We start from the raw sequence: 26,316 nt of genomic DNA on the forward strand, positions 1-26,316 counted from the left end.
GCGCTGACCGTTAACGACCTGATGGCGGACATTGCGACGGTGTTTCACTGGCCGCCGTCTGAAATGTACGCCATGCCGCTGGCCGAGCTTATCGACTGGCGGCACAAGGCCATCATTCGCAGCGGAGTAAAAACCGATGAATAACCTCAAGTTGCAGGTGCTGCTGAAGGCGGTGGATCAGGCGACGCGGCCCTTTAAGGCCATTCAGAACCAGACCAAGGCGCTGGCGGGCGGCATCCGCGACGCGCAAAGCAGCCTGAAGGAACTGGACGCGCAGGCGGCGAAGATTGACGGCTTTCGCAAATCAAGCGCACAGCTGGCCGTCACGCAGCAGAGCCTGAAGGACGCGAAGGCGGAAGCGGCCGCGCTGGCCGTGGCCTTTAAAAATACCGAAAAGCCCACCACGGCGCAGGCCCGCGCGCTGGAAAAAGCCCGGCAGGCGGCCAGCGCGCTGCAGACCAAAAGCAACGGCCTGCGCCTGTCGGTGCAGCAGCAGCGCGAGGCGCTGAACGCCGCCGGGATCTCCACCAAAAGCCTCGGCAGCGAGCAGCAGCGGCTGAAAACCGCCGCCGCCCAGGCGACCGTCAGCCTGAGCCGTCAGAAAATGGAGCTGCAGCGCCTGAGTCAGCAGCAGGAGCGGCTGAACCAGACCGGCGAGCGCTACCGCAAAGGCCAGGAACTTTCGGCGAAAATGCGCAACGTCGGCGCGGCCGGTGTCGGCGCCGCCACGGTCGGCGCGGTCGCGGCCTCTTCCGTCCTGCGTCCCGGCTACGACTTCGCGCTGGCAAACTCCACGCTGCAGGCGACGCTCGGCCTTGATAAAAACTCCGCCGACTTTCAGTCACTGCGCACCCAGGCGCGCAGCATCGGCGACAACACGGCGGCTTCGGCCAACGACGCCGCGCAGGCGCAAATCGTTATCGCCAAATCGGGCGCGAACGTTGACGACATTAAGGCGGCCACGCCGGTTACGCTGAATATGTCGCTGGCGAACAACCGCACGATGGAAGAAAGCGCCGAGCTTTTAATGAGCACGAAAAACGCGTTCGGGCTGGCTAACAGCGAGGTCGCGCACCTGGGCGACGTGATATCCGCGACGCTCAACAAAACCGCGACCAAATTCGACGACCTGAGCGACGCCATGCCCTACGTCGCGTCGGTGGCGAAAAATGCGAAGGTCAGCGCCGAGCAGACGGCGGCCATGATTGGCGCGCTGGCAAATAACGGTACTACCGGCAGCATGGCCGGTACGGGCATTCGTGCCATGCTGCTGCGCGTGCAGGGGCCGACCGGCGAGGCGTTCAAGGCAATAAAAGAGCTGGGCGTAAAGACCGCCGACGGCAAGGGCAACCTGCGGCCGTTTTTCACCATCCTGAAGGAGATGCAAAAGTCCTTTGATAAAAACAGGCTCGGCGATACCCAGCAGGCGGAATACCTGAAGACCATCTTCGGCGAGGAGGCCGCGTCGGCAGCCGTCACGCTGATGAAATCCGCCGCCAGCGGTGAGCTGGACAAACTGACGAAAACCTTTCAGGGATCGGACGGCAGCACGGCGAAGCTGGTCAACGTGCAGCAGGACAACCTCGGCGGCGATCTTAAAGAACTGCAGTCGGCGAAAGAGGCTATCGGCACCGACCTGTTTGACGGCCTTGATAAGACCCTGCGCTCGCTGACAAAGCAGACCACAAAGTTTTTGCTGAACGTGGACGGCTGGATCCAGAAAAACCCAATGCTGGCAAAGGGGATGGCCCTGGCCGCCACGGCGGGGCTGGTTTTAGTGGGCGCGATTGGTGCAATTGGCCTTGTCGCCTGGCCGGTGATTACCGGCGTTAATGCGCTTATCGGCGGCGCGGGCCTGCTGCGCACCGCCTTTACCAGGGCGGGCGAGGCCATTGTGACGGAAATGGGCCTTATTTCATGGCCGGTTGTGGCCGTGGTGGCCGCCGTGGTCGCCGGGGCGCTGCTGATCCGTAAGTACTGGCAGCCGATTAAGGCATTTATGGGCGGCGTGGCCGAGGGCTTTAAGGCCGCGATAGGCCCGATTAGCGAGGCTTTCGGCCCGCTGAAGCCCGTCTTTGACTGGGTAACGGAAAAAATTAAGGCCGCATGGAACTGGTTTAAAAAGCTGCTGGAGCCGGTGAAGTCCACGCAGGCGGAGCTGAAAAGCGCGGGCGATATGGGCAAGAAGTTCGGTAACGCGCTGGCCGAGGGGCTGAAGATACCCGGCAAGGCGCTTGACCAGCTTACAAGCGGCATCAGCTGGATGCTGGAAAAGCTGCACCTTATCGACAGCAAGTCCGACGACCTGAAGGACAAGGTGCCGGGAGGCGATCCGAACAATCCGAAGGATAAACACGACCCGGTCGCGCCGAACGGCCTGCCGTGGAGCCTGGCCGATACCGGCCCGGCCTATAAGCCGGTAACGTCTCCGGCGGCGGGCGGCTACAGCGACCAGAGCCAGAACAACTACCAGTACGATATCCACATGCATCCGGGTATGACCAAAGACGACGCGCTGGCGCTGATTGCGCAGCAGCAGGCGCGCAACGACCGCAACCGCCAGGCGCAGCAGCGCAGCAAAATGGGATGGGAATAACATGATGATGATTTACGGGCTGCTGCCGTTTATGCGCCAGACGCTGCCCTATTCGGACATGCAGCAGAATATCGACTACCGCTGGCCCACAAACAGCCGCGTCGGGCAGCGGGCGTCGGCGCAGTTCCTCGGCGTGGGCGATGAAAAAATCACCCTGACCGGCGAGCTGCGCCCGGAGGTGACCGGCGGCGCCGTGTCGCTGCTGAGCTTTAAGCTGCTGGCCGACGAGGGCCGGGCGTGGCCGCTGATTGGCGGCAACGGCACTATTTACGGGATGTACGTCATGGAGAACTTTTCCGCCTCGCACAGCGAGTTTTTAAGCAACGGCAGCGCGCTGAAAATCACCTTTACGCTGAGCCTGAAGTGCGTTGACGAGTCGTTAACGTCGATGTTTGGCGACCTGCAGAAGCAGGCCGACGGGCTGATAAGCGGCGCGGGCAGCCTGCCGGGCCAGGTCACGTCGGTAATCAGCCAGGCGAAAACCGCCGCCGCCAGCGTGAGCGCAACCGTGGGCGGGCTGCTGTCATGAGTATCAGCAGCATGGCAATACAGGCGGGCGCGCAGATGGCCCCGGACTTTATGCTGTCGGTCAACTCTAAGGACGTCACGGCCAATATCCGCGACCGGCTTATCTCGCTGACGCTGACGGATAACCGGGGCTTTGAGGCTGACCAGCTCGATCTTGAGCTGGACGACGCCGACGGGCTGCTGGCGATGCCGGTGCGCGGCGCGGTGATTAAGCTGTTTCTCGGCTGGAAAGGCCAGGCGCTGATCGGCAAGGGCGAGTTTACGGTGGATGAAGTGGAACACTACGGCGCGCCGGATACCATGACCATTCGGGCAAGGAGCGCGGATTTTCGCGGCTCGCTGAATTCCCGGCGTGAAGTGTCGTATCACGATACCACCCTGGGCGAGGTCGTGAAGCAGGTAGCGGAGCGCAACAAGCTAAGCCCCGTGCTGGCCGCAGGTTTCGCCACGCAGGCAGTGAGCCATATCGACCAGACGCAGGAAACCGACGCGGCGTTCCTGACGCGGCTTGCCACGCTGTACGGCGCGGTGACCGCCGTGAAAGCAGGAAAGCTGCTGTTCCTGCGTCCGGGCAGCGGCGTGACGGCCAGCGGCAAACCGATCCCGCAGCTGAACATTACGCGACAGGACGGCGACCGGCACAGCTTCAGCATTGCCGACCGGGGCGCGTATACCGGCGTGTCGGCCAGCTGGCTGCACACCAAAGACCCGAAGCCGAAGAAGGTCAGGGTGAAGCGCAAGCCGAAGGAAAAGCACATGCGCGCGCTGGAGCATCCGGCGGCCAGAAAGAAAAAGGCCACCGCCACCAAAACCCCGGAGGCAAAGGAGGGCGACTATCTGGCCGGCACGGAAGATAACGTGTTTACGCTGACCACGGTTTACGCCACCAAAGCCGCCGCCATGCGGGCCGCAAAGGCGAAGTGGGACAAGCTGCAGCGCGGCGTCGCCGAGTTTTCGCTGACGCTGGCAATGGGTCGGGCGGATCTCTTCCCGGAAACGCCGGTAAGGGTAAGCGGGTTTAAAGCGGTGATTGACGCGCAGCCGTGGCTAATCAGCAAGGTGACGCACAGCCTGAGCGGCAGCGGCTACACGACGGCGCTTGAGTTTGAGGTGCTGCTATCGCAAGTGGAATATGAAGCAGAAAGCGAAGAGTAAATTAGATTATTGCGAAATAAATTGTATTTTAAGTTGATTTAGTCTAATAAAGGTTGTCCCGATAAGGAGAGCCGATAAATGATGCATTGCCCGCTTTGCCAGACAGCTGCCCATGCCAAAAGCAGCCGCTACATTTCCAAAGAAACAAAAGAGCGCTACCACCAGTGCCAGAACATCAATTGCAGCTGCACTTTCAAAACGCACGAAAGCATAGCGGGAATGATCGTTTCTCCTGGGCAAGTTAGTAGAGTGCCAATTTTTACTCACAACGAGCAGCAACCTTCGTTGCTTCACTGATACGACCCGCGAAAGCGGGTTTTTTTCATCTGAAGAAAAGTAATTCAGTTTCTTAGGTAGTTAAAAAAAGGGAGGGACAAGAGCCAAAAAGAAAAGGCGAGGGGACGAAAAAGGGACATCGCCCCATAAGAACAAAAAAGCCACTTTTTGCGAAGTGGCTTAACTGCATGATTTTCATCACTAAATCTGGTGGCCCCTGCTGGACTTGAACCAGCGACCAAGCGATTATGAGTCATAAAATTGGCATGTTTTTAATTGTTCGTCATTGTCTCTATTTGTATTTTTAATTGTCTATAATCAATCAGTTATGAAGTTATTTTTGTTTCTGATTGGTTCTCTCATTTCCCCATTGTACTATCCTTACCTGACCCGTTACCTGACCCGAAATGGGCATCGGGTCAGGTAACGCTTATCCTTAGAAAGGTAAACTCATGGCCGCTAATCTTACCGAGACTGCTATACGTGGATTGAAGACAAAAAGCACGGCGTACTACGTGTGGAGCAACAGCGCTCAACGTGGTACTGGCAGGCTTGGCGTTAAGGTTCAGCCTTCAGGCAGCAAAGTTTTTTATTTCCGTTACTACGTTGAGAAAGGGAAGAAAGAGAAGTTCATCCAGTTGGGCATCTGGCCTGAGATGAAACTGGTGACGGCCAATGAGCTGGCGAAAAAGTATGGTGCCTGGCTTGTTGAAGGAAAAGAGCCCCAGCAAGAGCTTGAGCAACAGCGCCTGGCCGAACAGCACATCATGCAGATCCATCGTTCTCAAGGATCGTTTGAAGAACTGGTGCATGGTTACGTTAACAAGATGAAGCTCGACAATAAGCGGACCTGGGCTGATGTTCTGAAGCGTCTTGAAAAAGAGTGCTACACGGTTATCCCTCGAGAAACCAAAGCGAAAGATGTAACACCTCTCCAGATTAAAACCATCCTCTCAGGCATTATCCAGCGTGATGCGGTGGTGCATGCTAATCGGATTCGCTCGTATCTGATGGCGGCATTTAACTACGGCCTGAAAGCTGATAACGATCCGATGAATACCAGCGTGGGTATCACGTTTGGTCTTGAAGTTAACCCGGTCTCGGCCATACCGAAACAGTCTTCGGCGGAAAAAGTGGGTGATACATGGCTAACGCTGGAAGAGTTGCGTGTTGTCATGGAACAGTTCGCCGAGGCCACCAACGTTGGGCCGCTGATGCAGCATCTGATTCGCTTCTGTGTTTATGCTGGTGGGCAGCGTCCGTTTGAAATGATAGCCAGCCAATGGAGCGCGATTGACTGGCAGCAAAAGACGCTACTGGTCATAGCTGATGTATCGAAAAACAAGCGCGAACACCTGATCCCGCTGACTGATTCTGCGCTACAGGAATTAGCCTCGGTGAAAGAACTGGCTAAGGAAAGTGGGAGCCCCTATATCTTCCCACTCTCGACCAATGGAGAGCGACCGGTACGCACTGATAGCTTGGCGCGTTCCATCATGTACTTCCGGGCCTTTAATCCTGAGTTTAAAGTTTTCACGGCACGAGATTTACGTCGCACCTGCAAAACGCTGATGGGGGAGGCGGGGATCAGCAAAGAGATCCGCGACCGTATCCAGAATCACGCTTTAAATGACGTCAGCTCGAAACACTATGATCGTTATGATTACTTGCCTGAAAAGCGTAGGGCGCTTGAGATCTGGGAAGACCGGGTTAACAACTATCAGCGACAACAGGAAAACAACGTTGTGAACTTGTTTGGACGGAGGTAAGAGCTTGGCAAAATATGAGCTTAATTCAGCAGAAGAGCGGTATCAGCCGGACTCTGGAGATTTAGTGCTGGCTAATAAGCTGGGAATCATTGATGAACAGGAAATGGATACGCTGGAGTCTGGCTTGCTGCTGATGCTGTATGAGCAGCTATTTATTGAGAGCCAGCCGCCTGAGGCGCTGGTTTTTGAGCATATCAGTAGATGGCATCGTCAATGGCTGGGGAATGTGTACGACTGGCGGGGAGGTTGCGTAATGCCAACCTGACAAAAGACGGCTTCCAGTTTGCCGCTGCCGACAGGATTCCTCTGCTTCTTGATGGTTTCGAGAGGTAGTTTCTCTCCCGAACTGGTGAACTGAAATCCCTGGCTCGCCCGGAGCTGGTTAGTTATCTGGCTGAATGCCACGTTGAGTTTATTTTGATCCATCCATTCAGAGAAGGTAACGGGCGTCTGTCGCGGCTACTTTGCGATGTGCTGTCGGTTCTGGCAGGGAAGGGCTTACTGGATTACAGCCTGTGTGATGAGCACAAGGCATTTTACTTCAAGGCAATACAGGCGGGGGCTCAGGGAACTATAACCCTATGATGCAGCTGGTAAGCGATATCTTGCCAGACTAGCGGGCGAGGCCAACGGCTTTCGCCTGTGCCTGATTTTTTTTTAGTTGCTGCTCAATCTTTTGTACAGAAACGCCCGTTTCGATAGCTGTTGAGCTGGCAACGGAACGGTAAATCTGGGCTTTTGTAACTTGCGGTGATATTGATTGTTTGCGCATGGAGCGGTTCCTTGATGTATTCAATTGGATTATAGTTGTACTGGATGAATTGGACAATAGATCTCATTGGTTAGTATTTTAAAGCACAATCAAAAGCGTAAAATCGGTGAGAATTTTATTCTGAGGAGGAAAAATATAATGGAAAACAAATCTCAATTTCTTACTGTTGAAACTATCTGTATAAAATATAGTATTAAGTTAGAAAATATAATAGAGCTTTGGTGTGATAATAACATCCCTCTCTATATACATCTTGAAGGAAATCCGTGTCAATTATCATGTTCTATTCGTAAAGACGATGAGTCTCACTTAAAGGAGGTGTTAAACGATATTCCCACCGAGATTGGCTCGCCTAATAGTTCACTAGATAATATCGAACAGCATAAATATTTTATTGAAGACCGCAAGGTTGAAATTATTAACGAAGTTGATTTATATCAAAAAGATAAATCCCCTCTAACTAAGATAAGACAGTTTCGAATGAAAAAAGGGGCGGGTATTTTCTATATTCCCATCGGCGATGATCAGTTTTATTACGATGGTTACGCATATGGATATTGGCGGATTAAGCCTGGACCAACTACACGGTTCATAAAGGGTGATTATAAAATATCTAATTCAAATCCTTTGTTGTCGGATGACGATGTTTCAGCTTTATTGAAAGTCATAGGACATGATGAAGGGGACTTTTTGATATTTAAAGAAGCAATTGAAGTTAATAAACGTGAGCTATGTATGAATGTTGATGACATTGAAAATTTAGAGTTTGCATTGACTGGTTCATCGAAAATTGAAAAGAAAGAAAGTGAAAATCGTTATTCTAAGGTAGAGCATTTGGCTTTATATATTTTGCTAAATGAGTATTGTTTGGAAAATGATGGTAGTGTTAACTTCACAACAATGGCAGGTGTTTTAACCAGTCTGAATAAAAATAAATATGGTGGAGAATATGAATTCAAACCTGAGACTATTCGCCGTTGGTTAAAAAACATTCCAAAGTAACTTAATGTATTGAATTGATATAGCTCAGTCCACTTTGTCCGAACTCATCATCCTACATGCTGTGTTAAAAGGATGAGAGTGTTCTTTTCCTGTTGTCCTCGATACCTTATTAAGGCCTTAATAAGGTGTCTGTTCCTTTCACATCCTCGTAAACTGAGACATGCTGCTTTCACTGAAACGAAGGAGGCAACATGAAAACAACATTCAACTATCCAACACCACAAGAACGTTTACAGGTCCTGCGTAACTATGGCGAACCCCATGACCGCCTAGTACGTGAAAAGGAGCGTCAGTACATCACATCGGTATCTCGTTCAACGGCCTGGAAACTGGAGCAAGTCGGTCAGTTTCCGTTGCGTAAGTCTATTGGGTTGAAGTCCTGTGGCTGGCTGTTAAGCGATCTACTTTGCTGGATTAACGAACGTTAGCATCCAGAGATTTTGTGCATTTATTTTTGTTTTTTTTCTGAGTATCCGTGTTCATCCTGCTATTTCTGCAATTAATAGCGGAATAGCAACTTGCGCGGAACTTTTTAACGTGAATTGTATTAGAGGTGTTATATGTTTAACGGTAGTCCTTTCCCTGTAGATGCATTTCCTCAGATTATCAGAAATGCCATTTATGAAGTGGAACAGCATACGCAAGCCCCGCAAGCTTTGATCGCAGCTTCTGCTCTGGGAGTTATTTCTCTTGCCTGTCAAAACCGGATTGATGTTTGCCGGCTGAACAATCTGCGAGGCCCAGTATCACTTTTCTTACTGACACTGGCAGAATCCGGTGAACGGAAAAGTACGGTTGATAAATTGCTGATGGAGCCATTATATCAACTGGAGGAAAATTTATTTGAAAAGTACACCCATGATCTTACCGTCTGGCGAAATGATGAAGCGATTTTTAATATTGAAAAAAAATCTCTGATGTCAAAACTCAAGTCAGAAATTAGACGTAACAAAGATCATTTGGCAACAAATGAAAAACTTAAAGTGCTGCTGGCATCGCATCCTAAATCACCGGTGAGATTCAAGCAGATATTTAACGATGCCACACCCGCGGCCATTAAAGATTACCTCTGTGGCTACTGGCGATCTGTAGGCATTATGTCTGATGAGGCTGGCACTATTTTTAATGGTTACACGCTGAACGAACTGCCTTTCATCAATAAGATGTGGGATGGTGCAATGTTTCCTGTAGAAAGGAAAAGTGAGCCTGAAAAATTAATCAGAGATGCCAGAATGACACTGTCACTGATGGTCCAGCCTAATATTTTTAAGGGTTATATTAAACGGAAAGGTGATATGGCAAAGGGAATAGGTTTCTTCGCACGATGCCTAATCTGCCAGCCTGGTTCAACACAAGGCAATAGACAAATTACTAGCCCGGTTGTTTCAACCGAATATCTACCAATATTTCATCAAAGACTTATGAAGATCGTTAACGAAAGTATTGCTAGAAATAATGAAAATGATCGTCTTTGCCTCCGATTCACTGTAGAAGCAGAAAAACGCTGGATCGCATTTTCTAATAATGTCGAGTATGAAATGGGGATTCTTGGAAGACTGTCAAACTTTAAAGATTACGCATCAAAAATGGCAGAAAATATGGCAAGAATAGCCGCACTATTGCACCATTTTAATGGTGATGAGGGTGATATCTCACTTTTAACAGTTGAGGCCGCAGTAGAGATAAGTACCTGGTATGTTGGCGAGTACGTACGCTTGTTTTCTAAACCCCAGGAATTCACGCTGGCAATCTCGGAGGCGGATGAACTTTATTGGTGGATAAATAATTATTGTATTCGACTCAAGGCATCTTGGATTACTAAAAATACAGTGCTCCAATACGGCCCTAATAAATTCAGGAATCGTAGCAAAGCAAATGAGGTGCTTAATACGCTATATTCTCAAAATAGAATACTCACAGAAAAGAAAGGTAAGACAGTATTTATAGCCATAGCAGGCTCAATATTCTGACATTCTACGGTTGAACAGATATTTAATTCAAGAGTAAAAATACAAACTGAGCCTATTACCAGTAAGGGTTTGTTATCTTGATAGGTAATATATTTGTAGTCCAATCAATACCTCAATATTACTTGGTAGGATATATATGACATACGACAGTGAGTTTGGTTCACATGTAACCCTGTATAAGAATAGGATTAAACAGGTCATTGATGAAGCACTGAAAGAGCATCCTAATACAATGATTATACGTGTTGATTTACATGACCCAATAGATACGGAAAATCTGGATAATCCGTTCTTTCAACCCAGAATAGACTCTGGTGCAATATCTCGTTTTACCAGTGCATTAAAAGCAAAGCTTGAGCACCATAAGCACTTTAAAACAAAAAGGAAAGACTGGCCGGATAATCGATACTCCACCTTACGTTACGCATGGGTCAGGGAATATACCACAAATGGGAAGCGACATTACCATTTGATACTATGTTTCAATCAGGATGCTTATTATCATTTGGGGGATTACGATTTGAGTCGTAACACTTTACGCACAATGATAACAACAGCCTGGTATAGTGCGCTTGGTATCCCAATAGATGACTCTGGGAAGTTAGTTAATTACCCATTAAATGGAAAATATCTCCTCAATCGTAAACGAATCAACTTTGAGCAAACTTATAACGACTTGATGAATAGGGTAGATTATATGACTAAGGTGCGAACAAAAATCTTCGGCGATGGAGACCGTAATTTCGGTTGTAGTCGAGGTTGATTTATTTTTTACAGCCATAGCCTTTGTTATGGATGGAAAGGCTATGGCTATTGTACGATGTCTCAATTCTATGACGGATATGTTGCAAGCATTACTGGCTATTGCATAACCATCTTAGTTGACGCCTAAAGCTTTATAAACAGCGTCCACCGGGTCTGCATAAAAGCTTACCTGAAACTTGGTAAATAATTCCGTCGGTACTGTTGGGATATCCATAGCTGATGCCATCGGCAGCAGTACGCGCTTAGCTCCACTATCGAATGCTACCTGTAGACATGCTGCCAGATCCTGCACTGGTTTAATCACGCCTCCCAGTGTCATGCTACCCAGGACGACCATTTGTTCCTGTACGGGCTTAGCCAGCAGCATAGAGCAAAAGGCAATCAACGATGCAAGGCTGGTGGTTGTACTTGGCCCGGTGTTGTGAAGTTCTACCACATGCAGATGATATTCATGTTCAGAGAATTTTGCTGCTGCACTGATACGGCTCAAGTTGCCTTTGAAATAGTCGAAACCAACTCGAACAGCTTCTTTCGCTGCAGTATTCGATCCCAAGCCTGAAACGGCATGTTTACCATTTCCCGCCATCATTTGGGTTTCAAACCGGTATAGGCCAGTCATCCCTGAGTCTGCCTGAGTAACCAAATGTACTACACCAGGTTTTTGCATCCCCGCAGGAATCAGTTCGCTCCCGCCTTGTTCTGGCACACTGACGAAAAATTCTTCCAGACTGTCGTTATCGATGTAGCTGAAACTCACATCAAAGAACTCGAGGCCGCCAAGTTTTTTGAGCTGTTCTTTCACCCGGCGTCGTACTTCCATCGCATACGTCAGGCATACGCGTACATCTTCTTTATCGTAGGCCCCATCCGGATGCATTAGTTTTAACAGGCCAGATACAGTGCGGCGTACAGCAATTACATCACGCTGATTGAGGTTGTTACCCAGCTTGAAGAATTTATCAATCGCGTCTGAGAAGCTACGTTTGCGCATTTCTCGCATGTATTCGGCAAGATAGTCAGTGATCAAACCATAGCGGTTGGTGAAAAATTCCGGGCGCATTTTGGGAATTTCCCAGCCAGGAATATAGGCGTGGAAGCGATCAAAAAATGCAGTATCGATCATTACATCCGGGAACGGCGCGAGCAAATGGCTAGTTTTCACAAGCGTATCGACGCTCTGATTGATATTGCCGACAAACACCATAGAGGCTTTTCCTTCGATGGAGTCACGTCCGCGAGAGAACGAGCCGGACGCCATGTAATCCTTCATAATTTGCACGCCGTCTTTGTCTTTGAAGGTGATCCCTGCCACTTCATCGAATGCCACCACGTCCCACATGCCGACCAAACCAATCTGACGGCTGGCCATATTGTAAAACAGGTTAGCCACGGTGGTTTGCCCACCAGAAACCAGTAATGAATTCGGTGAGCACTCCTTATAGACGTGGCTTTTACCGGTTCCACGCGGTCCGAGTTCGCAGACGTTATAGTTGTTCTCCACAAACGGGATCATGCGTGCAATCAGATGCCATTTAGTGCGCGACTCAATATTAGCAGGCTCCATCCCTACAGAGCGCAGCAGCACGTCAATCCACTGGTCCCGATCAAATTGTTTGCGCGCCTCAAAGACTTCTTCCATATCCATGCTCGGCATCTGAATAGGTTTTAGCGTCATTAGTGAGAACGGAGATGTTTTTTGTCCTTCCTCGTAGAAATAGTTCACGGTGATCATGCACCAGATACCACCCATTAGTAGCTTCTCGTTATCTTTAACCATCTGCGATGGTACCAGGGCATCCTTAATGCCCAAGTTAGATAGCTGAGCCTCGTAAACGTCTTTCTTTTGATTTAGCTTTACGGTGACTTTGTCGATGATTTTGTACGAACCACGTTCACGGATCAGAGATTTTATTTTTTCCGCTTCATCGGGACGAACGTAGTTATCAGAGAGAATGCGTTTAACGGACTGTAAGCCCTGCTCAATTACTTCAGCATCATCCGACGCACAATACATCCCGAGCAAATACTCCAGCACATAGACCGGAACATTCGCCCCTTCTTTAAGTTGTTTAGTCAGGTCTTTACGCACCACGCGACCACGAAAGTGCTGATTCAATAATGAATCCAAGTCCTGAGCCAATGCAGAGGCCATTTCCATGTTATTAGCCGAGTTATCCTGCTGTTGCATAACGCCTCACTTAAAAGAAGTCATCCTGGAATGCCAGGTCGATCGTAATCGGGTAGCGACCATACTCGGTTGCGCTGTCCGCATTCTCTAGGATCAGAACATATTTGTTTTTACGATTGAATGCAGTGCCCATGAGTTTCATAGTCACATCGCGGGTGCGTTTACCCATATCGTCATTGTCGCTATCGAAGCAAACCGTTTCCGTTCCGGAGACAACCTGATTATTTTCATCAACGATAAAGATATTCAGCGTGCGCGGTTCATTGAGCTCGTCCACCGCCGTCGTCTGGATAAAACCGATTTTATCAATGCTATTAACCAGTTTTATTACGTGGTCCCGTGCAACAACTGACACTGGTTGGCGCTGTGGTTGTTTCTCGGCTGCTTTTTTCTCTAGCGTGCGAATCTTCAAGACGGGAACACACACTTCCTGCAACATGGCACCGCCATGAACGAAACGCGCACCACCTACAAAGTGGAAACGCTGTACCCCTTTGGGTAAAAGGAATTCACTCTCATCGCTTGCGCCTGCGGTATCTGCAAGTTTGCCGTGCCAGCAAAACTCACTTTCAGGCAGCTGATGCCCAATAATGAATCGCTTATTCGCTTCAATCGCATTTGAGGCTTTACTCTCCAACTTCGTTTTATCTTGCTCCACCAGCGCCTGTTGTTGGAACAGGAACCCATGATCGGCAGTGACAAAAATTCGGCTGGCATTAAATCGGTTACGTAAACGTGAGACCAGATCTTTTAGCTCAGTGATGGCACTTCGGCAGGCCTCAAACGTTTTATCTTCTGTTGCAGCCTTATCACCAATGGCATCAATAGTGTCGTGCCAGATATATACCACAGAGGCGTTGCGGATTTGATCGTTCACTTCCTGGTTGTTGGCGTTCTGCAAGTCCTTCGCTTTAAGCGCAACACCATTTACCTTTGCCAGGATAGCGGCGCGTTTTTCAAAACCGAAGGTAGACATCCCATCGGCATATACTACGCCGGAATTGTCAGGCAGATAACTCAACGACTCATGAGGCAACAATGCCGCCATACCTAGCTGCGTGTAGCTCGGCAATACTCCGGTCTGGGAGCGTAGCTCTGCACTGAAATGCTTATCATGATTGATATGTCTGCCCAGCTCTTCCGCCACTTCGTAGCGCAGTGCATCCGAGATCACGACAAATACGCGTTTCACCTGAGAGGTGTCGAACTGACGTTTAACATTATCTTTATAAAAATTATGCTGCAGGGGTATGCCGCTAAACTGCCAGCCCTGCATACGGTTTTCCGCTTCCAGTAGTTTGTTCCAGCCACGACTCAGCTCGGCTAGATACCAATTGCTGTACAACTCTTCAATGAATTTATCCAGTTCATGCAAGATCATCGCCCCTTTGCTATGCACCGGTGCGGCATATTCATTGAACAAACGATAGGTCTGATCGAAGCGATAAATTTCGTCGCAGTAGGCCTTCCAGAACGCGCCAGTATCAGGGAAATTAAACCCGTCGGTATAACGGTTACGCAAATTCAGCAAACGCTCAGCTTGGCGGATAGCATTCCAGATGGATAGATACACTGGCTGGGTCTGGCTCCAGTATTTCGCACTACGCTCTGACACCAGTGCTTTAAACGCGTCCCTGTCCAGGGTCGTGCTTTCTTCCTGTAGTTGAGTCACCAGGCCACGGATAATCAATTGCTCGATAGCTTCGAAAGTGTCACATTTTGCCAGCGCATACGGAGAGCTGTAGTTGTAATGCTCTTTCGGCTGTAGTATCTGCTGAAGATCGGCTGCACAATAATCGTATTCCGCTTTATAACGACGATCGTTCCGCCACGCCCCCATAAAGGCCAGGGCAGACGCACGACCTGCGGCAGTAGTCAGCACATTTTTACTCAACCACTCACGATGAGCGTCATCACCTTGTGCCCAAAGATCGGTACAGAACAGTTTCAGCAGCAGGTTTTCAAGCGTTGGAGCTTCTGCCTGGTATCCCAGTTCTAGACTAAGGACTTCCCAGAGGACCTTATCCAGCCCCAGCTTTTTCAGCACGGCAAAAGTATTTTCCAGAGCACTATCATCCTGATGACTTGCGGCAACGAATTGCTGGATCAGAGCAAACAGGATCTCTTTGGTTTCAAAGGTGCTGGCTCCGGCAACCACTGCCAGCATCTTTTTATCGAGGGATTTTTCTGTCTCACGTTCAGTGACCCAGCCTTTAAGTAACTGGGTACGTTTGACAGTAAAGAAGGCTTTGCGCAGCTGAACATGTTCACGCAACCCTAGCTGTGGGATGCCTAATGAATTCAGTGTAATAGAGGCATAGTCAGCGTGGAATTCGGTACTATAAAGGCGGATGTCTAGCAGCCAGTCCTGCTCGCGGGCGGGGACTTCACTGGTAAAATATAGTAAAAATTTCTCTGTTGGCTCGTCGATTTCGATTCTTTTTTTTGTGGCGATCACAGAAACGCCGCGCATATCCAGCAGCGAGACGTCGTCGAGATCCAGCTCATTGAGTGAATCGATGAAGCGTTGTTCCGGGTCGTGCCAGAAGACGATGCGATTGTCGGTAAATTTCTGACGAAGCCCTGATTCCAGTTCTTTAAATTGCATAATTAATTATCTTCTGGGGTTAAATTCATTTCTAGCCAGATAAAGTCCAAATCTCTCGGAACAGGCATTTCCCTGAACCATACATCAACTGAAGTCGCTTTCGTAATTGCAAGTAACTGCATGAATGCAGGGGTCACAACGGCTTTATAAAATTTTTTGCCGTGAACAATTGTGCGTAACTGTTCATCAACTGGCAAATCGCGGATTTCGGCCAGTTTGCTCTGGTATCTTTGTAACAGTACTGCAGGATCCAGATGTGCATGCCAACGCTCGCAATGCGCCAAAAACCCGGGCTCTGTAATCACCTGTTGAGGATCAAGAAGGTCTCGGTTAAATCCGAGCGATCGCAGTTCATCCCAAAGCGGGTTGATAATGGCCCATGCGGTACCAAACTGAATCCAACTTTCAAGATTTGCGATAATCGATGACGTAATAGCCTCTATCGCCGCTGCGCTCTCACCGGGGAGTTTGGCTCTTTGCTTGGGTGGCAGTCCAGGTAAAAGCTCACTTGGGACAACAAGATAGTTTTCGATACAGAATCTGGGTAAAACTAACAGGTTAGGCAGCTGTTGTTGCCGATGATTCAGTTGGGCATTATCCCACTCATCACGATCAACAATGCCCAGCCATGTGGGCTGCTTTGACAAAATTTCAATAACATTTCGTTTACCGCCAACTTCTGCAAGAACCCATCTTGTTTCCCATTGGGGATCAACTTTTTTTAGGAGCTGAGTAAAAACGAGTTCGTCCATTTTTCCCTCAACGACTAACGCTCTTTTACCTTCGGTGATTTTTGTCTCAAGTATGGTCTTGATATGCCACTCAAACTCCTTCATTGCTCATCACCTTTTTCAACCGAAAGAGGATAACGGAGTCCTAAACTTTCGTAGCGTTGCCAAACATCGGTAGCATGAGAAGTCAAAATGAGCTGGCCGTGCTTTTTCTCGATAATGTTTTCCAGTGTCGCAAGCAGCGGCGAAACCAGAGAAGGGTGAAGGTGCAGGTCCGGCTCGTCGATTAATACAACACCACCAGGTTGAAGCCAGCGTTGAACCATAAAGAGCATGATCAAAACCTGATGCTCACCAGAACTCAGTTCATCCAGCGTATGAGTTTCACCGTTATCCAGCCTGACCTGTTGGCGCTGCCCAGGATGAATGTCCTCTTCAATCACTTTTCCCGTGAAGAACTGATTCAGGTTTTTCATCATTTCAGGGTACAAATCGGGTAGGGTGGCTTTCATATTGAACAGCGATGCTTCGAGTTGCCCTTTCCAGTCCGAAGTTGGGGTATAGGTTGCCAGCCAGCGCTGACTAAGATCATCTTGCGCAAGTGAGGAAATGTTCTTTTTAGGTATGAGCCATCTGCGCGCTTCAGCGTCCAGATAAATAACATTAGGGGATGATACTTGCTCCGTGGTGATCACCATTTTTTGGTAATCCTGACTCCATTGTTGGAACCAAGACTCTTCAAAAAAACGTAAAGTGAATTTGCGGCCTGCACGACTTTCACCAACCCATTCGACATCTTTGTAGGTCGCAATTAAATACTCCGACCATTCCTCCGAACCCCAAAAAAGGCCTACCTGAGACTGTGTTAGTGGATTGAGGTCATCTATAACAACAGCGACACCTTTCCATCGTTCTAACCATTTCCGAGACTCGTGAGATGTTGGTAGAGGTTTGGATTGCTCAAGCCAGAATCCCAGTGCTCCCCAAAGCATCGCGATGGAACGAAGAAGCGTCGATTTACCACAACCGTTCGGACCGGTGAGTAGTACGCTCGATTCAATCTCTCCCGACCAGTCACTCTGGAAACTAATCTCACCGTCGGCCAAAGGACCAACGGCCTGTGTATAAATCGCCGCTATTTTCATCAAATATCCTCAGGTGCGCTGCCGGTAATAGCCTTCACATCTGCCAGCAGATCGCCAAATTTGCCGTAGTTAACCTTAACGCCGTCATCCAGATCAATAGTGATACGTCTATCAGCATAGTGGCGCAAGCGGTCATCGAAGTTACGCAACTCGTTGAATTTTTTGCTCAATCCATCGATCTCTTTTTTCAGGCGTGTGGTCGCTGCGCCCGATTCGGCACTTTTGAGCTGATCGCTAACCAGATCGATATTGCCCTGGTAGCGTGCCAGCAGTGGGACCACATACTCGGTACGCATACGCGACAGGGTGGCGTCATTATAGCGGTGCAGATAGACCAGGCACTCAAACGCTTTTTCTTTACCGGAGCTGAACAGCCAGTAAATAGGGCGCTTCTTGTACATTTTCATGTGATCTTTCCAGAACTGAGTGGAAAGATAGCGGCGAATGGTGTCCAGAGAAGACTCGCCTTTTTTCGGTTTGATTGCATACAAACAGAGGCTTTCGGCTATGAAGTCGAGGTTTTCCTGCAGATGCTCTTCACCCCAGACGGTGCGGACGAACTCTTTTACACGGGCGGTGACATCGTCGTCGAACCAGTCGGAATCCATCAATGGCAGTATACCGTCTTCGTCGGCAGGGAAGGTTTTGTAGGCACCTTCAGCAACTAATTCTGCAAAACCTTTGTTGCCTTCGTGGGCGTAGACCAGGCCTTCACGATCAAGGGAGTAGCGGCCCATCATGCAACCGATGATTCCGCTAATATATCTAGAAATGTATTTTGAAATAAATCTATATTCAATTACATTTTTTCCTTGATTATCAATTGTAACGTCAGAATATAAAGGATTGCATTCAAGGGTTATATTTTCTAATGATACATCACTATTAATAATACCAGTTGTTTTGTAAGTATCATTTAGAATGACATTGATTCTCTCTTCTTTTTCCTTTGCTTCATTAACAATTTCAAATGATTTTTCAATTATTCTTTTTACATGTTCTGATATTAAAAATGAGTCGAAGGATGAATTATAAAAAACGAAGTCCTTCGATATTTCAATTGAGTCATAATCCTCTTTTGTAAGTTTAATAAGATCCTCAACTAGGATAGAGGTATCAATGCATGGTTTGAGATATGGGATTTTTGATATCTGGCCACTTTCATTAGAGAGTGTTGGTGAAATTATTCCCATCAGATGTTTAAATACATTAGAGTTTAAAATAGATAATGTTGATAATTTATCTTTTTCATTATCAATGAATAAAGACATGCCTTGAGCATCAAATATTGCACCTTGGGGCTGAAATCTAAAAGAGGTATTTTCACTAGCTATCTTTGACCAAGTCAGACTTTCCTTAAAGTAATAACCTTGACTTACTAATCTTCCCATAGAGGTCCCAATAGTATTTAAATAATCCGCCCACTCTCTTAGCTCTTTTCCATTGTTTTCCCAGTTAATTATATAATGATGATTACCATACCACTTTTTAAATCCGCCACCTTTATTGTATGGGAACCATTTTAACCCTGAATTTTTTGCTTTTTCGATATCGCCAAATGAATAACCTATTTTCTTGAAACAGACTTCCCACCAATAGCGTAAAAAACGATCATTATCGCTTGTGGATAGCCCTTGTCTGGCAACACCGACATCGCCGATGCTAGGATTTTCCTTGAAAAGGCTAAATATATCGTCCCCTGCCCAAAAAGCTATTGGCATTCCTGCTATAGATCTAAAGTTATTTTGTTTGGGAGTGTAATATGTTGCTTTTTTAATATCATTAACACTGCCTCCATTATTATTTCTAAGGTTTTGATAAACCCCCCGATACATAGGTTCCTTATGATTTAAAATAGAGAACATGCAAGCTTGGACAACTTCCCCTGAAATCTCATCAAATACACCGCTACCTAAATGCGATAGACAAACTATTGCTTGCTCGTCAATAACATATTTCCTGGTATCTTCAAAAGAGCTTAAAAACATCCATGACTGCATGTTTATGTGGGCATAGAATTTATTTTCCTTGCAAAGAGCGCTAGATTGCTCCATAAATAATGAAAATAGATCTGCTTTAGAAAGATGATAATGTGATCTCGCATATTCTTTTATTACTTTATTCATTCCCCGCTTACCCATATACGGCGGGTTTGCCACCACCGCATCATAACGCTGCGCCAGAATCCACGCCTGCTGGATATACGGGATCAGCTCCGCCGCAGCTTCTTTCTGCTGAATATCCCCTTCAACAGCCAGACGATACAACCCATCTAGGAACGCTTTCAGCGCCGCTTCATCTTCATGTGAAACCTGAATCAGCGATCCCAACGTTTTTGCGCTGGTAAACAATGCCAGCGTTCGCATCAGCAGCTTATATTCCGCGCTGTCGGTATTGGTCAGTGCCGCCCCTTCTGCAAACATATCTCCCATGCTGCCGCGCTGTACCTGCTGGTGGTAATTCAGCTTGCTCCAAAGTTCAGCGATATCCAGCTTACTTTCCTGCAGAGAAACAATATTCAAACGCACACCACGGCCCAAAATGCGTCGGTCATCCTGACGCGCCAGCATCAGCATCGCAAAACCAGAAAGCTGTGCGGCGCGGTCGTCGATATCCAGCCCGAAGATATTGTTTTCCAGAATCAGCTGCGGAATATCACGGGTGCGGTAGCCACGCTCTTCGTAAATTGCTTTCAGTACGTTATAGGCTTCGGTCAGGATATGCCCGGAGCCGCAGGCTGGGTCCAGCACCTTGATGCTTTCTGGTTCAATGCTTGATGGGGTGATTGCTGCAAGCTGTGCCTGAACTTCTGGCGTCTGTTCTGCGGGCTCAATGTAGTACGGCATTTTGCCTTTCAGGCTGGAGTCCGGGTAGGTTTGCAGCCACTGGCGACCCACCGAGTTCTGCACCAGGTACTGCACAATCCAGTTCGGAGTAAACAGCTGGGTAGCAGCAGGAATATCTTCGCTCTTCACCACTTTACCGATCACATCGTCTTTTTTCTCGGAGATGTAGAACTGATACAGCCAGCCGATCACTTCGACCTGTTCCCAGTCTTCTTCAGGAATGGTGTCTATCAGCCCACGCAGAATGGAGTCGGTACGGGTCAAGTTGTCCGGCAGTACCAGTTCGATATCATCATTGACGGCTTCAAACAGGAAAGGCATCGCGCCATGTAGTGCATGGCATTGTGCCAGCAGCAGTTCACGATACAGTTCTTCGTCACGATCGCCTGCCAGCTTCATTTCCACCAGGCGCGATTTGTCCAGCCCCAGAGCATCAGCCACTTCCGGCACATGATCCAGAACCTCAAAACCGCCTTCCAGTGTCGGATTTGTATGAGACAGTATACGGAAGCCGTGATCCAGATAACCGTGCAGCTCCATATAACGGATGGCGCAGAAGCGGTTAAACCAGGTGTAAGCGATGTGCTCTACCAGCACCTCGTAACCCTGTTTTTCTGCTCGTTTAACCAGGCGTTCACGACGCGTGACTAGAGACTTAGCAAGAGAAAATTGTCCATAACGTACGTTTTCGCCTAGATCAGTGGCTTCAGCAATCAGTAGATTGCCTTTTTTATCCGCACTGATACCCAGTGTGGTCAATTTTTGTATGACCGCATCGCGGAACTGCTTACGTGCCACTGGGGCGTATTTTTTGATGTTTGACGTATTCATGTGAAGTCCTGAATAGGGCAGACAGCGTCTGCCCTGAAAATGGGGGAATTACTGAAGTTGTACGCGTTCGCCTGCGTTAATGGCATCCATCAGTGTTTTGCGTAATTGTTCCAGCGCTTTATCGACCTGTTCGGCGTTATCCAGCGTTGTCACGCCAGCAGCTCGTTCCATCGTTTTACGTGTGTTCACGTAGATGGTTTTTTTCAGCTTGGGTTCAGGCTTAACTATTGGGTCGATAATCCCTGGCTGAGGGGCGGGTTTTGGTTCAGGCACTTTCTTACGCTGTTCTTCAACCCAGCCGTTCAGTCGTTCGTTCGCTTTAAATTGTAACGCCCGAACCTCAGCCTGCTCTTCCATAATCTGTGGGATCAGACCGTTCTGCTCCACTTTCTTACGCGATTGCTGCATCGGGTGTAAAAGCGAGTGCTGCAAGTCAGCAGGGACGTGCATCTCCAGCATGCTTTGCTTCAGCTCATTGATATGATTATCGATCTGTAGCAGCGCATGGCTTCGGTATTCTTCCACCAGACGTTGGTTGATGGTTTCAACGGTTTCAATCAGCGGGATAATCCGGTGCAGCTCTCCGTAAGGTCGTGCCTTACTGTAGATCCCTTCCAACTCCTGCAACGCCTTTTGGGCCGCTTCGTCTTTATCCAGGGCGTTACGGTTAGCTTTAAAACTGCCGTTCAACGCGGCACTCAGACGTTGCCAGGTCGCATATTGGTTTTTGTAGAAGCTGACCAGATCGTCCCAGTCTTCTGCGAAATCTTCGAGGTCGCCAGCCGCTGCGGTAACTTTTTCAATAACGGCATACTCTTCTTTCTCACTGAGAATCCCGTTCAGCAATACCAGGCCTTCTTCAATCTCTTTACGGCCTGGGTTTTGTCCACTTTCGGCACGCGTTTTAAAGACAGTCAGTTCACTCTTCCAACGGCCAAAGAGTTCGCGAATATGAGAGACCAGAGACTGCTCTTCACGCTCGTTGAAGGGTTCCCCGGCAATATCGGCCATCAACTGCGCGGCTTTGGTTAACTGCGCTTCGTCATGGCGACGAATTTTAAGTAGTCGTAAATCACTGTAGCGACGTGAATTATTAAACGCATCCCACGCCTGTTTCAGAGCGATTTCGCTACCCTGTAAGTTGAAACTGTATTTTCCGCTACGCGCCAGTCGAGCCACCAGCAGTTTGACTTCATCTTCCGGCCAGCCAAATGGGCGACGGCCAAACGTGGTGAGAATGTCTCGCAGATAAACTGGCTTGTGAGTATCAATACTCATGCTGATCCAGTTATCCACTTCACGCATCGCCTCCGGGTTAGACTCTTCCATTTCTCCCAAATCAAGCTGGGTATCATTTTCTACCGTCAGCAATGCATGGGTTTCACGGTTTACATCCCCGGTGCTGAGACGCAACATTTTCAATTTGGAGAAACTGTTTTCGATTACATAGCTGCAGGCGGCATCAACAATCGTCGATGGTGAGGAGGATTTTTTATCCAGCCGTTCCCCCAACGCCCAGACATCGGCCTGCGCCAAAAGGGCTTCAATCTGCGTTTTGAGTGTTTTTTCGCGCATGCCATTCTCACGGCCTTTTTCGGCCAACAGCGCTGCTTGCTCTGGGCGTTGCCCACTTTGCTTACTGAGGAAAGATTTGGTCTGTGCATACATGGTCAGGTCTTGCCAGGTACGAGCTTCATCAGGCAAACAAATCAGAATGCAGTCTTTACTGTCCGTCATCAGCAGACTGTTGGAATGTGCACTTCTATAGCTTTCGTAGTTCGAATCCAGCGGCGTAAGGACTTTAACCACCAGATCGTTGAGATTCGCGCCATCCAGCGGGTGTCCGTTACAGAAACGACTGATATCAAAATCCTGCTTGTTCGCCGGATAACGATACTTTTTGTTCTTCAGGATCTCGTCAAAAATGATAGTCGAGAGCTGTTTATTGATGGTGGTGAACTCAATGTCGATATTGCGAATTTCGTTTTCGATCTCTTTTTCTTCATTGGTGAGGAAAACGAATTTGTCATCAATACGCGAGATCAGCATCTCAGCCTGCAGACGATTGAGGCTGGCTTCAATCTGTCGACGCAGTTCCACTTTATCAGTATCAATACGATCGATGGAGAGCGTGACGAGGTTATCAAGAGTACTTTTCAGGACGTCAACGTAGCGGATCAGGAACAGCGTCTTCAACAGTTTACCGTCAAATTCTGTCAGCGATGAAGACTGGCAGGCCTGAATAATGGTGCGGCTAACCGCTGGCTCCAGGAAACTTTCAATCGCGGAATAGAATCGCCAGAACGGAACCAGGCTATCCAGTCCATCGGCAGAGATTTGCACAGCTGCTGACTGGAAGGCATCCAGCAGAGAGCGTTCCCCCATTGCCAGCTGCTTACCGGCGGCCCCTTTGGTACGGATTGATTCAAAGACCTTTTGTAGGATCTGGTAGTGCCATGGCACAAACGGATAGTTATCAACGAATTCTTTGCTGTTGGTGTAAGCGCGCAGCGTGGCTGTGGTTGTTGTGTCGAACGCCAGCTGGTTACGTAAAATGTCGCCTTTTTCCTGCCAAACGGCTTCCAGCGCCGGTTTCGCCGCTTCGGTTTTCACCAATAGTCGTTTCTGGATAACTTCTGAAGTATTGGAACTAGAAAGCTGTAAGCGTGTGGAGAAACGTCCCTGAATTTTGGAGAAGTCCTGACCGTCGCGGCTACTCATACCGCCAATCGCGGCATTGATGTCAGCCTGGGAGGTGACAATCACCCATGCGCGACCACCGCAGATAACGCCCAGGTTTTCGGTGATAGTTTGCAGCTTCAGCATCATCTGGGCATCTTTGCCAATGAACTGACCAACCTCATCGACCATAAACAGAATGTTACGGTTGCCCTGATTGTCGAGCCACTCTTTCACCCACGTACAGAAGTTCTTAATATCCAGCGGGAAGTTCTTATCCAGTTGTTCGATCCATTGACGAGAGGATTCCTCGCTCTGCTTGGTTGCGATGCTTAATGCCTGCGCCATCTGATCGTTGATCATCAGATAGACATCGCGTTCATCTTCCCAGTGAGAACCGGTAATGTCTGCAAAGGCGGTTTTAAACGTATCAAACTGACCGCGTTTATCGAGCTCGCGCTCCAGGTGTGCAATGTGCGGGAAGTCCCCGCAATAGCCTGCCAATTCATTAAAGACTTTCAGGAAAACTTTGAGGATCGCATCAACGCCATCTTCAACGTTTGCGCGCGAATCAATATTGAACAGCACCACATCGGTCGGGTGTTGAACCGCTTTGCGAATATCGGCCAATAACAATGCATCGTCGATTTTCTCTTCAAAGAAAGAGAGTGCATTGCGTGTTACGCCATTGTGGCTGACTTCGCGGTTCGCCAACAAATAAGAAAGGATTTTAATGAAGTGAGATTTACCGGAGCCAAAGAAGCCGGAAACCCAAACCCCCATCTTATCGGCAAGTTGCAACCGACCGGGGCCTGTGGCGGGAGCATACACCTCGAAAAACTGGCGTAGGTGGCCGTCCAGCTCACGGGTGATGACATACTCATCCAGTTCAACCCAGGCACTTTCGTCATCGGTCTGCTCGGCTTTAACCACGCCGTTAATATTACGTTTTAGCGGTTTTTCAAAAATCTGTTCAATATTCATTGCTGTCGTCTTTTAACGAGGGTTCAAAATCGCCGCAGGACCGGTTTCTGGTACCAGTCTGAAGGCTCGGTAATAGTTACGGGAGTTAATGCCAGCTAGCGGAGACAAGTCATATCCGCTGTAATTGCCAGGATAGAACATCAGAAGTGGCGTAAAACCCATTACATCCTGTAAAGCACTCATGAGCTCATGCCCGCGCACCAACGGCCAGGCGTTGCCGAGCCCAGTCAGAATGACAAATTGCTGGGCGGGAAGATCTACCGTACGGGCAATATATTCAGCGATTTTTTTCTGGCTGAGTGGCGCTGCCAGATGCTTTTTCAATGTTTCCAGCCCAAGTTCAGGTTCACGCTGGCAGATACGCTCGAATAGTTTACGTTCCTCCAGCATGTCGATGATGACCTGAAAAATATTCAATTGGGTGAATGTATATTTTTTTTCTAGTTTCTTAAAAAGAAACGCCAGGTACTCACGTACCTGCAGCTCCTGCTGTGCCGGATAATCAAAAATCCAGAAGCCAATCTCATTACCGGAGCCCTGGTTTTTTAAAAAACGGTCGTCGCCGATGCGTTCTTCTAACTGCTTTAAACGGTAATCAAGGATTGGGTCATTCATGCATTACCCTCCAGGATTGGTAGTAGTTCTGCTTTGTTTAATCGATGCAACGCCGCAGCGACATCAGGTAACAGGAAAACTGTTTGAAGATTGCGACGGCGTGGGGTGTCCAGGTATCCGGCTTCTGCGAGGGCCTTAATCAGGTTATTGCCCATTTTTTGAATAGAGGAATCAGAAAAAGCCCCCAGTTCGGGGTGCAAACGAAGATTCTCATCAACAAACTCACTCCAGCAATTTATACCAAGCTTTTCTTTAAACTGCTGGCGTGCCGGGTTCACGACATCAGCCATAAAATCCGCGACAATCGGCGACTGAATCATTAGAGCCACTAGAAGCATTTGCAGACGTTCACTTTCACTCCCATCGGCAATCAGTTGCCAGCACTCGCGATCCAGCGTCATTAGTCGAAGTTTTACTGTTCTGGCATAGCGATTCGCCGTGCTGGTGGAGGATGCCTGAAGGATATTTTCATCGATTATTTGCTGTTGCCAGGTCGTTTCGTCTGGTTCAGAAAGCAGCAGCTCAGCAATAATCCTGCTCTCACGAACCATCAGCGAGCCGCCCAGCAGATCGCCAATCCAGCGTTTATCATTTTTAATCATGGTAGTTGTCATCAAAAATCCGGAATGCTGCTCGCAAAAAATCAAGTAATGATTGTAATCGGCATGCAGGGTAGATGCCATGACTATGGTCACCCCATTCATGTGATTTATTCATGCTGGTTATTGACTGATCGCGATCATAGATTCGAATCGTGGTTAGACGGTCTTACTCCAGTTATCGACTCTTCACAGGGCGATATCACAGCGAGTTATTAACGATCATTCCCGAGTGTTGAAAATCGGTCTTCAAGTTA

At 48.4% G+C, this 26,316-nt stretch carries 19 protein-coding genes and 1 pseudogene; 11 read left to right on the plus strand and 9 right to left on the minus strand.

The features are described from left to right. The first annotated feature begins 21 nt into the window (after positions 1–21). From AB6T85_RS07755 to AB6T85_RS07785, 7 genes and pseudogenes are all read left to right on the plus strand, one after another. On the plus strand, positions 22–144 hold the full coding sequence (locus tag AB6T85_RS07755) for a GpE family phage tail protein (RefSeq protein WP_125287881.1): 123 nt from the start codon (positions 22–24) through the stop codon (positions 142–144). Beyond that, positions 137–2,596 (plus strand): phage tail tape measure protein, encoded by a 2,460-nt coding sequence (locus tag AB6T85_RS07760; protein WP_369895210.1) that lies wholly within the window; start codon positions 137–139, stop codon positions 2,594–2,596. Before AB6T85_RS07755 ends, AB6T85_RS07760 begins: the two co-directional genes overlap by 8 nt. A 1-nt stretch (position 2,597) precedes the next feature. Then, positions 2,598–3,125, plus strand: coding sequence for a phage tail protein (locus AB6T85_RS07765; protein WP_369895211.1), 528 nt, complete (start codon positions 2,598–2,600; stop codon positions 3,123–3,125). Then, entirely contained in the window at positions 3,122–4,279 is a 1,158-nt protein-coding gene (locus AB6T85_RS07770; RefSeq protein WP_369895213.1) for a phage late control D family protein, read from the plus strand. The genes AB6T85_RS07765 and AB6T85_RS07770 overlap by 4 nt, the downstream gene beginning before the upstream one ends. Before the next feature lie 78 nt (positions 4,280–4,357). Further along, on the plus strand, positions 4,358–4,576 hold the full coding sequence (locus AB6T85_RS07775) for an ogr/Delta-like zinc finger family protein (protein ID WP_301253080.1): 219 nt from the start codon (positions 4,358–4,360) through the stop codon (positions 4,574–4,576). Positions 4,577–5,007: 431 nt separating this feature from the next. After that, complete coding sequence (locus tag AB6T85_RS07780; RefSeq protein WP_006812031.1) at positions 5,008–6,324, plus strand: tyrosine-type recombinase/integrase; 1,317 nt, start codon at positions 5,008–5,010, stop codon at positions 6,322–6,324. Positions 6,325–6,328: 4 nt separating this feature from the next. Further along, positions 6,329–6,941: pseudogene (locus tag AB6T85_RS07785) on the plus strand (Fic/DOC family protein). On the opposite strand, the gene AB6T85_RS07790 reads toward AB6T85_RS07785, so the two are convergent. Beyond that, positions 6,938–7,096: a hypothetical protein gene (locus AB6T85_RS07790; RefSeq protein ID WP_006812029.1), complete on the minus strand. Its 159-nt coding sequence runs from the start codon at positions 7,094–7,096 to the stop codon at positions 6,938–6,940. The pseudogene AB6T85_RS07785 and the gene AB6T85_RS07790 sit on opposite strands and share 4 nt — an antisense overlap. A 138-nt stretch (positions 7,097–7,234) precedes the next feature. Between AB6T85_RS07790 and AB6T85_RS07795 the strand changes: the two genes are divergently transcribed. The 4 genes from AB6T85_RS07795 to AB6T85_RS07810 all read left to right on the plus strand — a co-directional run bounded on the left by AB6T85_RS07795 (position 7,235) and on the right by AB6T85_RS07810 (position 10,831). Next, positions 7,235–8,098, plus strand: coding sequence for a hypothetical protein (locus AB6T85_RS07795; RefSeq protein WP_019077733.1), 864 nt, complete (start codon positions 7,235–7,237; stop codon positions 8,096–8,098). A 191-nt stretch (positions 8,099–8,289) separates the two neighbouring features. Further along, positions 8,290–8,526 (plus strand): helix-turn-helix transcriptional regulator, encoded by a 237-nt coding sequence (locus AB6T85_RS07800; RefSeq protein WP_006812027.1) that lies wholly within the window; start codon positions 8,290–8,292, stop codon positions 8,524–8,526. A gap of 132 nt (positions 8,527–8,658) precedes the next feature. Next, positions 8,659–10,068 (plus strand): YfjI family protein, encoded by a 1,410-nt coding sequence (locus tag AB6T85_RS07805; protein WP_019077732.1) that lies wholly within the window; start codon positions 8,659–8,661, stop codon positions 10,066–10,068. Between the two features lie 136 nt (positions 10,069–10,204). Continuing rightward, on the plus strand, positions 10,205–10,831 hold the full coding sequence (locus tag AB6T85_RS07810) for an inovirus Gp2 family protein (protein WP_129328052.1): 627 nt from the start codon (positions 10,205–10,207) through the stop codon (positions 10,829–10,831). A 114-nt stretch (positions 10,832–10,945) separates the two neighbouring features. Here the strand turns inward: AB6T85_RS07810 and brxL are convergent, their stop codons facing one another. From brxL to AB6T85_RS07850, 8 genes are read right to left on the minus strand one after another with little or no spacing between them, the layout of a single operon-like run. Beyond that, the gene (gene brxL, locus AB6T85_RS07815) at positions 10,946–13,021 is read right to left on the minus strand and encodes a protease Lon-related BREX system protein BrxL (RefSeq protein ID WP_129328053.1); all 2,076 of its coding nucleotides are present in this window, start codon (positions 13,019–13,021) and stop codon (positions 10,946–10,948) included. Between the two features lie 10 nt (positions 13,022–13,031). After that, entirely contained in the window at positions 13,032–15,629 is a 2,598-nt protein-coding gene (pglZ, locus tag AB6T85_RS07820; protein WP_369895216.1) for a BREX-1 system phosphatase PglZ type A, read from the minus strand. Between the two features lie 2 nt (positions 15,630–15,631). Continuing rightward, complete coding sequence (locus AB6T85_RS07825) at positions 15,632–16,465, minus strand: DUF4435 domain-containing protein (RefSeq protein ID WP_129328055.1); 834 nt, start codon at positions 16,463–16,465, stop codon at positions 15,632–15,634. Continuing rightward, entirely contained in the window at positions 16,462–17,505 is a 1,044-nt protein-coding gene (locus AB6T85_RS07830) for an AAA family ATPase (RefSeq protein ID WP_129328056.1), read from the minus strand. Before AB6T85_RS07830 ends, AB6T85_RS07825 begins: the two co-directional genes overlap by 4 nt. After that, on the minus strand, positions 17,505–21,182 hold the full coding sequence (pglX, locus tag AB6T85_RS07835; protein ID WP_129328057.1) for a BREX-1 system adenine-specific DNA-methyltransferase PglX: 3,678 nt from the start codon (positions 21,180–21,182) through the stop codon (positions 17,505–17,507). Before pglX ends, AB6T85_RS07830 begins: the two co-directional genes overlap by 1 nt. Before the next feature lie 48 nt (positions 21,183–21,230). After that, positions 21,231–24,845 (minus strand): BREX system P-loop protein BrxC, encoded by a 3,615-nt coding sequence (gene brxC / locus AB6T85_RS07840; protein WP_129328058.1) that lies wholly within the window; start codon positions 24,843–24,845, stop codon positions 21,231–21,233. Between the two features lie 12 nt (positions 24,846–24,857). Continuing rightward, entirely contained in the window at positions 24,858–25,460 is a 603-nt protein-coding gene (locus tag AB6T85_RS07845) for a DUF1788 domain-containing protein (RefSeq protein WP_023157618.1), read from the minus strand. Next, complete coding sequence (locus tag AB6T85_RS07850) at positions 25,457–26,074, minus strand: DUF1819 family protein (RefSeq protein ID WP_032337225.1); 618 nt, start codon at positions 26,072–26,074, stop codon at positions 25,457–25,459. The genes AB6T85_RS07845 and AB6T85_RS07850 overlap by 4 nt, the downstream gene beginning before the upstream one ends. Positions 26,075–26,316: the final 242 nt, after the last annotated feature.

Origin of the sequence: Erwinia aeris (assembly GCF_041224955.1) — a bacterium.
Lineage (GTDB): Bacteria > Pseudomonadota > Gammaproteobacteria > Enterobacterales > Enterobacteriaceae > Erwinia > Erwinia aeris.